The organism is Mycobacterium kubicae (genome assembly GCF_015689175.1).
GTDB classification, from domain to species: domain Bacteria; phylum Actinomycetota; class Actinomycetes; order Mycobacteriales; family Mycobacteriaceae; genus Mycobacterium; species Mycobacterium kubicae.
Genome location: NZ_CP065047.1, coordinates 1,382,629 through 1,393,995, shown reverse-complemented (window position 1 = coordinate 1,393,995; position 11,367 = coordinate 1,382,629). Strand labels below are relative to the sequence as shown.

Annotated in this window: 9 protein-coding genes; all 9 read right to left on the bottom strand. The window is 66.3% G+C overall.

Going from position 1 to position 11,367, the window contains the following annotated elements:
• Nucleotides 1–105: 105 nt before the first annotated feature.
• The gene (gene secA, locus I2456_RS06650; RefSeq protein WP_068029119.1) at nt 106–2,973 is read right to left on the bottom strand and encodes a preprotein translocase subunit SecA; all 2,868 of its coding nucleotides are present in this window, start codon (nt 2,971–2,973) and stop codon (nt 106–108) included.
• A gap of 101 nt (nt 2,974–3,074) precedes the next feature.
• Nucleotides 3,075–3,746 carry a ribosome hibernation-promoting factor, HPF/YfiA family gene (gene hpf, locus I2456_RS06645; RefSeq protein WP_371869904.1) on the bottom strand — a complete coding sequence of 224 codons (672 nt, stop codon included), beginning with the start codon at nt 3,744–3,746 and terminating at the stop codon, nt 3,075–3,077.
• A gap of 287 nt (nt 3,747–4,033) precedes the next feature.
• Complete coding sequence (locus tag I2456_RS06640; protein WP_085072819.1) at nt 4,034–4,666, bottom strand: ComF family protein; 633 nt, start codon at nt 4,664–4,666, stop codon at nt 4,034–4,036.
• 70 nt (nt 4,667–4,736) lie between these two features.
• Complete coding sequence (locus I2456_RS06635) at nt 4,737–5,216, bottom strand: hypothetical protein (RefSeq protein ID WP_241007873.1); 480 nt, start codon at nt 5,214–5,216, stop codon at nt 4,737–4,739.
• A gap of 280 nt (nt 5,217–5,496) precedes the next feature.
• A complete protein-coding gene (locus I2456_RS06630) occupies nt 5,497–6,702 on the bottom strand; it encodes a cytochrome P450 (RefSeq protein WP_085072818.1) in 1,206 nt (401 codons plus the stop codon).
• A gap of 250 nt (nt 6,703–6,952) precedes the next feature.
• Complete coding sequence (locus tag I2456_RS06625) at nt 6,953–7,777, bottom strand: hypothetical protein (RefSeq protein WP_085072817.1); 825 nt, start codon at nt 7,775–7,777, stop codon at nt 6,953–6,955.
• 47 nt (nt 7,778–7,824) lie between these two features.
• Nucleotides 7,825–8,880 (bottom strand): methyltransferase, encoded by a 1,056-nt coding sequence (locus I2456_RS06620; RefSeq protein ID WP_085072816.1) that lies wholly within the window; start codon nt 8,878–8,880, stop codon nt 7,825–7,827.
• Nucleotides 8,881–8,962: 82 nt separating this feature from the next.
• Nucleotides 8,963–10,591: a GMC family oxidoreductase gene (locus tag I2456_RS06615; protein WP_085072815.1), complete on the bottom strand. Its 1,629-nt coding sequence runs from the start codon at nt 10,589–10,591 to the stop codon at nt 8,963–8,965.
• A gap of 27 nt (nt 10,592–10,618) precedes the next feature.
• On the bottom strand, nt 10,619–11,347 hold the full coding sequence (locus tag I2456_RS06610) for an SDR family NAD(P)-dependent oxidoreductase (protein ID WP_085072814.1): 729 nt from the start codon (nt 11,345–11,347) through the stop codon (nt 10,619–10,621).
• Nucleotides 11,348–11,367 lie beyond the last annotated feature (20 nt).

Below are 11,367 nucleotides of genomic sequence, written 5' to 3'. Positions count from 1 at the left end.
CCGCACATGAGGCGACTGCCTCAATTGCTCACCCGGTTGGCGAGTGTGCGGCCAGCCGCACGCTGGGTGCCGAATGCGCGGCTAGCCGCACACTCGGCGGGACGGTCAGCGCTTCTTCACCGATTTCGGCGGCTTGGTCGCGCGACCTTGCCGGCGCGCGGCTTCCCGACGCTCGCGCCGGCTGCCGCCGCCGGCCACCCCGGCCTGCGTCTTCTGCGCGCCACCGCCGTTGCGCTGCACCTGCGCCGAGCCGTCCTCGGACGGGCCGGAATAGGTGAGCGCCGGCGCCTCGCTGTCAGCATCGTCAATGCCCTTGGCGCGCAACGTGCTTGGCGGCTCTTCCCGGACGGGCGCTGGCGTCCCGTCGGCGCCACCGTTGTCCCCGCCGGCCGCGGCGGTCGCGAACTGCTCCAGCCCTTCGGGCGCCTCGACGGGCGCCACCTGCGGCGTGGGGTTGGGAACGGCTTCCACGGTGACGTTGAACAAGAAGCCGACCGACTCCTCCTTCATGCCGTCGAGCATCGCCATGAACATGTCATAGCCCTCGCGCTGGTATTCGACCAGCGGGTCACGCTGGGCCATGGCGCGCAGCCCGATGCCCTCCTTGAGGTAGTCCATCTCGTAGAGGTGTTCGCGCCACTTGCGGTCGATGACGTTGAGCAACACATTGCGCTCCAGCTGACGCATCGCGCCCTCGCCGGCAAGCTCCTCGAGCTCGGCTTCCCTTGCCGCGTAAGCCCTTTCGGCGTCGGCGAGCAGTGCTTCCAGCAACTCCTCGCGGGTCAAGTCGTCGCGCTCGGACTCTTCGTCCTGGCGCGTCAGCGTCTCGTGGCTGATGCCGACCGGGTACAGCGTCTTCAGCGCCGTCCACAGCGCATCCAGATCCCAGTCCTCGGCGTAGCCTTCGGTGGTCGCGCCGTTGACGTAGGCGGTGACGACGTCACGGACCATGTCCAACGCCTGGTCCTTGAGGTTCTCCCCTTCCAGGATGCGGCGGCGCTCGGCGTAGATGACCTTGCGCTGCTGGTTCATCACCTCGTCGTACTTGAGGACGTTCTTTCTGACCTCGAAGTTCTGCTGCTCGACCTGGGTCTGGGCGCTCTTGATGGCGCGGGTGACCATCTTGGCTTCGATGGGCACGTCGTCGGGCAGGTTCAGCCGGGTCAGCAGTGATTCCAGCGCGGCCCCGTTGAACCGGCGCATGAGCTCGTCGCCCAGCGACAGGTAGAACCGGGACTCACCCGGGTCACCCTGGCGGCCGGAACGGCCGCGCAACTGGTTGTCGATGCGCCGCGACTCGTGGCGTTCGGTGCCCAGCACGTACAGGCCGCCGGCTTCGATCACCTCGGCGGCCTCTTTGCCGGCCTCTTCCTTGACGATCGGCAGTTCTTCGTGCCAGGCCTGCTCGTATTCGTCGGGGGTTTCCACCGGGTCCAGGCCGCGTTCGCGCAGCCGCTGGTCGGTCAGGAAGTCGACGTTGCCGCCGAGCACGATGTCGGTGCCGCGGCCGGCCATGTTGGTGGCGACGGTGATGCCGCCGCGCCGCCCCGCCACGGCGACGATGCCGGCCTCTTGCTCGTGGTATTTAGCGTTGAGCACGTTGTGCGGGATGCGCTTCTTGGTGAACTGGCGCGACAGGTACTCCGAGCGCTCGACGCTGGTGGTACCGATCAGGACCGGCTGGCCCTTCTCGTAGCGTTCGGCGACGTCGTCGACCACGGCGAGGTATTTGGCTTCCTCGGTCTTGTAGATCAGGTCGGATTGGTCGGTGCGGATCATCGGCTTGTTGGTCGGGATGGAGACCACGCCCAGCTTGTAGATCTCGTGCAGCTCGGCCGCCTCGGTCTGGGCGGTACCGGTCATGCCGGCCAGCTTGTCGTAGAGCCGGAAGTAGTTCTGCAGCGTGATGGTGGCCAGCGTCTGGTTCTCGGCCTTGATCTCGACGTGCTCCTTGGCCTCGATGGCCTGGTGCATGCCTTCGTTGTAGCGGCGGCCGATCAGCACGCGGCCGGTGAACTCGTCGACGATCAGGACTTCGCCGTTGCGGACGATGTAGTCCTTGTCCCGGTTGAACAGCTCCTTGGCCTTCAGCGCGTTGTTGAGGTAGCTGACCAGTGGGGAGTTGGCGGCCTCGTAGAGGTTGTCGATGCCGAGTTGGTCTTCGACGAACTCGACCCCTTTTTCGTGCACGCCGACGGTGCGTTTACGCAGGTCGACCTCGTAGTGGACGTCCTTTTCCATCAGCGGCGCCAGCCGGGCGAACTCGGTGTACCAGTTGGAGGCGCCGTCGGCCGGGCCGGAGATGATCAGCGGGGTACGGGCCTCGTCGATCAGGATGGAGTCGACCTCGTCGACGATGGCGAAGTTGTGCCCGCGCTGCACGAGGTCGTCCAGCGAGTGCGCCATGTTGTCGCGCAGGTAGTCGAAGCCGAACTCGTTGTTGGTGCCGTAGGTGATGTCGGCGTTGTAGGCGACCCGGCGCTGGTCAGGAGTCATCTGGGCGAGGATGACCCCCACCTCCAAGCCGAGGAACCGGTGCACGCGACCCATCCACTCGCTGTCGCGTTTGGCCAGGTAGTCGTTGACGGTGACGACGTGCACGCCCTTGCCGGCCAGCGCGTTGAGGTAGGCGGGCAGCACACAGGTCAGCGTCTTGCCTTCACCGGTCTTCATCTCCGCGACGTTGCCCAGGTGCAGCGCCGCCGCGCCCATCACCTGAACGTCGAAGGGCCGTTGGTCGAGCACCCGCCAGGCGGCCTCACGGGCCACGGCGAACGCCTCGGGCAGCAGATCGTCGAGGTCTTCGGGGTTTTTCTCGTCGGCCAGGCGGCTTCTGAACTCGTCGGTCTTGGCCCTCAGTTCGGCGTCGCTGAGCTTTTCGACGTCGTCGGACAGCGTGTTGACATAGTCAGCGACCTTGGTGAGGCGCTTGACCATGCGACCTTCACCAAGGCGCAGCAACTTCTGAAGCAAAGCTATGTCCCTTACGGGTAGGAGTCATTCTTGTTGAATTCGGCGACTCCCATGGTAGGTGACGACCGCGTGATGGCCGTTCATCCTGCAGTCCCGGCGAATCAGGCCAGTCGGATGAGGCCGTAATCGTAGGCGTGGCGGCGGTAGACCACCGACGGCCGTTCGGTCTCCTTGTCCAGGAACAAGAAGAAGTCGTGGCCGACCAGTTCCATTTCGTAGAGCGCGTCGTCGACTGACATGGGTTTGGCCGGGTGTTCCTTGGTCCGCACGATTCGTCCGGGCTCATGTTCGACGATCGCTTCTTGGTCGAGGGGCTCGGCCGGCTCCCCGTCGATCATGTTCTGGGGCGGGAGCGTGACTGCGGTGGCTTCGGCCACTGAGACGGGGGTCTTGTCGCCGTAGTGGACCTTGCGGCGATCCTTGCCGCGGCGCAGCCGGTTCTCCAGCTTGTTGACCGCGGCCTCCAGCGCGCCGTAGAAGCTGTCGGCGCAAGCCTCCCCGCGCACAACCGGCCCGCGCCCGCGAGCGGTGATCTCCACGTGCTGGCAGGACTTGCGTTGGCGACGGTTGGGTTCGTGGTCGAGTTCGACGTCGAACAGATAGATCGTTCGGTCCAAGCGCTCGAGTCGGACGAGTTTCTGCGAAACGTAAGTGCGGAAATGGTCAGGAATCTCGACGTTGCGGCCCTTGAAGACGATTTCGGCGTGCGGTGTTGGTTCGACCTGTTCGTCGGTTCCAGCGGGGGCCTGCTCCAGAACCTGTGTGGAATCCACGGTGACTCTTGACATTCGTGACAACTCGTTTCTCTTGTCCACGTCACACGCGACCTGCGTGCACGGCGTTCAGATACGCCCCGACGGGGTTAGAGCGGTCATGGAAACATCGACCGCCGCAGGCTGCCCGCCGGAGCAAGATGTCGAATACTCACCTCCTACCGCGGTGCCGGGTCAACCTGAGGAAGATCGCGACCGTGAGTCGTTAAGGCTGATTTCGACGTTAGCCCGTGTTCGCCTCCCCGTGCCACCCAATTGGTGCAGCTGTTGCGAGTTCTTCACGTTCTCTAGGCCGCCGCGATCGTCAGAACCGCGGCGACGCGCACCCCGGCGGCGTGCAGCACCCGCACCGACTCGCGGGCCGTGGCGCCGGTGGTGACGATGTCGTCGACGAGCACCACATCGTTGCGCGGCCGACGACCGCGCAGCAGGACCCGGCCGGCGATATTGCGCTCCCGCGCCGACGTGCCCAGCCCCACGGAGTCGCGCACCAGGGCTCGCATCCGCAGCGCCTGCACCACGTCGATGTCGGGGTGGCCGGCCACCGCGGCCGCAGCGACCCGGGTAATGGGGTCACCGCCGCGCCGCCGCGCCGCCGAGCGCCGCGTCGGCGCCGGCACGATCGTCAGCGGGGTGTCGACCATGCCCCACGACAGCAGCCGGTGCACACCGATCGCCAGCGCCCGCGCCAGGGGCTCGACCAGATCGTCGCGGCGGTGCTCCTTCAACGCCAGGATCGCCTGGCGGCGGGCACCCCGGTACGGGCCGAGCGCGAACACCGGCACCTGAGGATCGACGCGGGGATCGACCACATGTGGTTGGTCGACGGCCACCGAAAGCTCGGCCGCGCACGCCTCACACCAGCGGGTCGACGGCGCACCACAACCACCACATTCCAGCGGCAGAATCAGATCGAGCATGCCCGCAGTGTGGCGGTCGGGGGTGACAAGAAGACCGGTAGTTGAGTGGCGGCGGAGCCCCGGCGGAGCGCTACTGCGGGTGCGGGCCGGCCGCCCCGCACGCGGGCAGAGCTGCCGTCGTTCCCGCCAGGACCGCCGGAATCGGCGCCGGCGCCGGCGCAGGTGGCGGCGGACCCGGCAGAATCAGCGGATCGAAGGTGAGGGCCGGCCCGGCGGGCGCACCCTTACCCGCGCCGGCCGCCTTGTTCACCGGAGCGGCAGCCGGCCCCGCGGCAGGAGGCGCGGCCGCGCCCGCAGCCGGCACCACCGGTGCCGCAGGAGGAGCAACCGGCGCTGGCGGGGCCCCAACGGGCGCGACCGGCACGGGCGGCACCACTGGCGGCACGGCCGGGATCACCGGGGCGAGAGGCACCGCGCCGGCTACCGGCGGACCAGGCAGCACTACCGGCGCGGCGGGCATCGGCAGAGCACCCACACCCGCCAGCTGCTCGATGCACGAGGGGCCGCCGGTCGGCAACGGCGCGGCCGCCGCGCTCGGCGTGAGCGCCATTGCGGCCCCGCATAGCCCCGCGCCGGCGACAACCGCCAAGCAGAATCGATCAATCGACAACGCCCGCTCCGTTCGTTATTGCGTGATGCGCCCGTACCTCACGCGACAATGGGGAACCGTATCGGGGCACCGGTTTCTTGCCTAGACCAGTGATTTTTGGTTGCCGAACCGATACTGTGCACCGGCCGCGTCGTGACCGCGGCTTTGTCAATCGGTGACTTGACGAATGCGTCGACCCCACCGCGGCGATAGCCAGGCTCATCTGCCCGTCCGGCCCGCGCTAGGACGCCGCAGCTGGCTTCGACGGCGTGAACACGACCGGCATCGATTCCAAGCCGCTAACGAAATTCGCTGGGCGCAAAGGCATTTCGGCCCCATCGGCGATCCGCAGGTCGGGCAATCGGTGCAGCACGCGGGCCAGCATGATCGAGAGCTCCAGCCGCGCGAGCTGATTGCCCAAGCAGAAGTGCGTGCCGAAACCGAACGCGAGGTGATTGTTGGGTCGTCGATCCACGCGGAAGTGCTCGGGGTCGCCGAAGACCGTTTCGTCGAAATTCGCCGATTCGAACAGCAGCATCATTTTCTCGCCGGCCTGCAGCTGGGCGCCGTGAAAGTCTGCCGCGGCCGTCAGAGTGCGGCACATGTTCTTGATCGGCGAGGTCCACCGCAGCATCTCTTCGACCGCGCTGGGCACCAGGGCGGGGTCGCCGCACAACCGCTCCCATTGGTCGCGGTTGCGCGACAGCTCCGCGACTCCCCCGGACAAGGTGTGCCGGGTGGTCTCGTCGCCGCCGATGAGGATGAGCAACGACTCGTAGACGATTTCGTCGTCGGACAACCTGCACCCGTCGACCTCGGCATTCGCCAGCACGCTGAACAGGTCGTCTGTCGGGTCTGTCCGCCGCCGGCCGACGGCGTCCATTGCGAACGTCGTGTAGGCCTCGAACGCGTCCCGCACCGCCCGCACCGACGCCTCGTCGTCCGACCTCGGGCCGCCCACCAGCAGCTCGGACCAACGCAGCAGCGTCGCCCGGTCCTCGGGCAGCACGCCCAGCATGTCGCCGATCACCGCCATCGGCAGCGGTGCGGCGATGTCACGCACGAAATCGCAGCAACCGGTCTCGCACACCGCATCGATCAGCTCGTCGCACAGCCTGGCGATGGACGACGCCTTGTCCTTCACCCGCTTGCCGGTGAACGCGGCGCTGACGAGCTTGCGCCGCAGCAGATGTGCGGGATCGTCCATGTCGATCAGGTAGGGCAGCTGCGGGTACGCGGGCCGGATTCCGCCGGCATTGGAGAACAACTCAGGGTTGCGCTCGGCATCGATGACCGCCCGATACGTGGCCGCCGCGGCAAGGCCATTGCGGTCGCGGAAGACCGGCTGGTGTGCCCGCATCCAGCGGTACGCCTCGCGGGCGCGCCCGTCGGCGTAGAAACACCCGTCGGTGAGATCGACGTCGATGGTGTGCGGCGTGGCCCCCATGGCAAATCACGCTATGGGCGCCCGCCCGAACCGTCTGGCCGCCACGCGAACGCCTCTGGACCGGATGCGCATCAGGCGCTGCGCCGCAGCGTCTTCGCCGGTGGCTCACGAAGCGCGCGGCGTGGGTGGCGGCGAATCGGCCGAATCGGCCGAGGTTGGAAAAACCCCACCGGCAGGCCATGGCCGCCACGGTGACCGCCCCTATCCGCGTGCCTGCACCGTCCGCCCTCCGGGGATCGGTGGGTGGCCCTCAGCCCCAGAGCAGCGACGGCCAGGTGAAGCTCAGCGCGCCCTGACTGAGTTGGGTGATCAGATCCTCCAAGTACTTCAGCGGCAACTCCATGCGCCACTCCGGGAGGCGACCGCTGACCTGCAGCGAATCGGCGCCCAACGTGACGTCGGTGATCACCAGCCCGTGCGGCAACTCGGGCAGCGCCACCTGATAGCCCGGGGTTCGGGCGGGCAGTCGCCACCGTCGTCGACCGGTGACCAGCATGCGCGGGCGCAGCCACACGCTCGTGCCGACCACGTCGACGTCGACCTCGACGCCTCCCCATCCCGGTTGGCGTGCCCAGCGCAGCCGCGCCGTTCCCCCTTCACACAGCTCACCGCGCACCTCGGGCGCCGCTTGGCGCAGCACGTCGTCGAACATGGTGCTGGGCAGCACCAAGGTCAGATCGGCGGGGGCGGCAATCACCAGCGGCGGCACCCCGGGCCGGATGTGCACGTTGTGCAGTACCGCTACGGCGCTTTCGAGATACTTTCCGTCCCAACGGATGTCGCGCGCACCCACCCGTACCGCGCCGAGTTGGCCGACGGCCAAGCCCTGCGGATCCATGGTCGAGTCCAGCTCCGCGACGACCAGAACCACGTCGTGGTCGCCGATCCGAACCGTGACCTCCTTGCCGATCAGCAGCTGCTGCAGGGTGGCGAACAACGTCCGGTACGGAACGGCGATCGCCTGAGCGGCCCCGGCGCTGACCGACGGCAACCCCGTCGACGACCACAGCGACGCCAGCATGTCCAGCGCACGCAGCGGCTCGTCCCAGCGCAACCGGGGAAAACTAGGCGACATCGACAGGGCCTCTCCTCAGTGTGAGGGTAGCCCGTTCCGTCGGTCTCTCAAGAGTTCAGGCGCTGCACCGGCGCCTGGTCGGCGACGGCCTCGATGACGCTCTGTTGCGAGCCCAGCCGCCGCACAGCCACGCGCCGCAGCCCGGCCTGGGCCAACAGCGCGTCGAACTCGGCAAGGGAGCGTTCCCGACCGCCGACCACCGCAAGCATTTCCAGATCCATCAGAGCGGTCATCGGCGAATCATCGGCCTCGTTCACCACGAACTCGATGATGGCGACGCGGCCGCCGGGAGTCATCGCCGCTCGGCAGCGGCCCAGGATCTGCACGCAGTCCGCGTCCTCCCAGTCGTGCAGGATGAACTTCAACAGATACAGGTCGGCCGGTGGCAGCGCCTTGAAGAAATCGCCACCGAGCACTTGGGTGCGATCGGCGAAGTCGCCGGCGTTGATACCGGCCGCGACGTCGGCGGCGACATGCGGACGATCGAAGACGATGCCCCGCAGCAGCGGATTCCTTTGCTGCAGTTGCCCCAGCAGTGCGCCATGCGCTCCGCCGACGTCGACTGCCAGCTTGACCTCACTGGTGTCGATGGCATCGGCGACATCGAGTGCCCACAGCGAGGTCACGGCTGCCATGGCGGCGGTGACCTGCTGAGACTGCGCCGGATGCTGACGCAGGTACTCAAAGGCATCCATGCCCAAAACGTCAGTCGCCCGGCTACGGCCGGTTCGCACCGACTCCACGAACTTCGACCAGGACAACCAGGACGCGTCGTTGGTTACACCGAGGACCAGACCCCACAACGATGTCGGTGCGTCCTTGCGCAAGGTGTCCAACAGTGCGGTGGCATGAAAGCGCTGCTCGGCGTCGATGGTCAGCAAGCCAAGCGGGATACCGGCCCGCATCAGCCGGAAGGTGGTCTGCGGCGCACTGCCTTCTCGTGCGGCCACTTCCGCGGCGGTAAGCGGGCCCGCGGCAAGGTGATCCGCCAGCGAAAGATCAGCGAACGCCCGGATGGTTTGACTGACCCGGTAACCGAAGATCATGTCTAGCATCGTCTGTTGAAGATCAGCGTTGCGCACCATGCTCGCATCTGTCGACATGCAATTCGCCTTTCGTCGGCGTCGGGCGGCCTGCTGGTAACAAGCAGCCGCACAACGTATCTGGGGATTGAGATCTCTAGAATCACGTGCTTACCGGCCGGCTTGTCAGGCCGTATTCGGACTTGATCTCGTCGGCGGCCCGCTCGCCGATGACCACACACGGCGCCATGGTGTTCCCGCTGGTTATTCGGGGCATGACGGAACCGTCAGCCACCCGCAGGTTTTCGATGCCGTAGACCTTCAGGCTGCCGTCGACAACGGCGAGCGGATCGCGGCCCATCTTCGCCGTGCCCACGTGATGCCAGAAGCTGAGGGCGGCGTCGCGCAGATAGTGCACCAGGCTCTCGCCGGTCAGATCACCGGGCATGACCTCGCGTTTGGCGAACGGCCGCAATGGCGCTGAATTGCCGACCCGACGCATGCCGTCGACGCATTGCACGGCCAACGCGAGGTCATCGGGGTGTGACATTCCGTTGTGCGTGACTCGGACCGGTTGATCGGGATCCGGGCCGGTCAGTTGCACCATGCCGCGGCTCTTGGGGTGGCTGAGCGCCCCGTGGAAGATCCAACCGGTATCGGGCAATCCGTATCGCGCAATGTTTTCCGGGCTGGCGAGCAGCAGCGCGCCTTGGCACGCGAAGAAGTCAGGACGTTCGCCGTCATTCCCGTTGGGCCAGAACAACATAATATCTCCCGTCCCGTGCAGCGGCTGATCGTCGGGTGCCTGCCACACGCAGGTGAAGCCGAGGTGATCATGGAAGTTGCGCCCCACGCCGGGCAGATGCTGTTCGACGGTTATCCCTAACGGCCGCAGCTGATTGTGGTCGCCGATTCCGGAGAGCATGAGGGCCTTCGGGGTGTGGATTGCGCCCAGGCAGAGCACCACCTCCACGTCGGCGTCGAACTGCCGCACTTCGTCGCGGTAACGGACCTCCACCCCAGCCGCCCGATTGCCACGGATCACCACTCGACGCACGATCGCCCGGGGCAACACGGTCAGGTTCGGCCGATCCAGGTAGGGATATGTGTAGGAACGGAATACGGATTGGCGCCTGCCGCCACGCACGATGAGATCCATGATCGCCACACCGCCCGGACGTTCCATCAGCTCCCCGTTGGGACTGTCGAAAGTGGCTACGCCCAGATACTTCGCGGCTTCGAGCACCGCAGCTGCGGCCGGATGTGGATGGCACTTCGGTTCGAGATAGACAGGTCCTCCGCTGCCTCGACGCTCGTCCATCGTGGCGCCATGCCAATCTTCGACGCGCCGGTAGACCTCCGATACCGACTCGTAACTCCACGCGTCGTTCCCGGACTCCGCCGCGAAGAAGTCCCAGTCTGCTTTGTGGCCCCGCACCCAGGCCATCACGTTGATGCTGGAGCCACCACCGAGGACCTTGCCCATCGACAGCACCAACTGTCGGCCGTTGAGGTGCTCGTTGGGCTCGGCGGGAAAGGCCCAGTCGGTCACGCCGCCGAGATTGGTCGGCCAAAGATCCGGTTCGGTGACACTCGGGATGTCATCGCTTCCGCCAGCCTCCAACAACAACACAGTGACCGCGGGATCCTCGGCCAACCGACGCGCAATGACCGAGCCGGACGATCCAGCCCCGCAGACGATGAAGTCGTACCGCTGCTTCAAGTTTGCGGCCAGACGCTCCTGGTTCTCCCGGATTCGCCGGTCCAGATCAGTGGCCGAATCAGTCAACATCCGTTGCTACCTCACTGTTTCGCTGATTCATGGATTGGTGTGACCGGCGCTCTGTCCGCCGTCGATGTGGAGAATTTCACCGGTCACGAACGGGGACATCTCCAGGTAGAGCGCACCGTGCACGACGTCTGCGACGCCGCCGATCCGGTTCTGCGGGTGCATACGCGCGTAGGCGGCACAGGCGTCGACACCAGCGTGTAGCGGGGTATCGATGACCCCGGGGGATATGGCGTTGACCCGGATGCCTCTGCCGGCATATTCGATCGCCAATGACCTGGTGGCGGCGGTCAATCCGCCTTTGCTCAATGCGGTCAACACTGACGGAATGGCCGCGCACGGTTGCTCGACCAGCGCGGTGGTGATGTTGACGATATGGCCGCCGCGGCCGTGGTCGAGCATGTGGGCGATCACGCGCTGGGTCACTTGGAAAAAGCCGAGGACGTTGACCGATGTGACTCGCGCGTAATCCTCAGGGGTGTACTGGGTGAACGGTTTCGGGACGAAGACACCGGCGTTGTTGATCAGAGTATCGATGCGGCCAAAGCGCGTCACCGCCTCGGCAACGATGTGCTCGGCGGTTGCCGGCTCGGCGATGTCACCCGCGACGCAGACGACTTCTGGATGGCTCGAGTCGGTGATGGTGCGCGAGTTGGCGATCACCCGGTAGCCATGCTTGCGGTAGGCCTCGACCAAGCCCGCACCGATGCCGCGCGACGCGCCGGTGACGACGGCAACTTTCTCACTGCTGAATTCCATTTCCAATCAGCTCCTTTGGT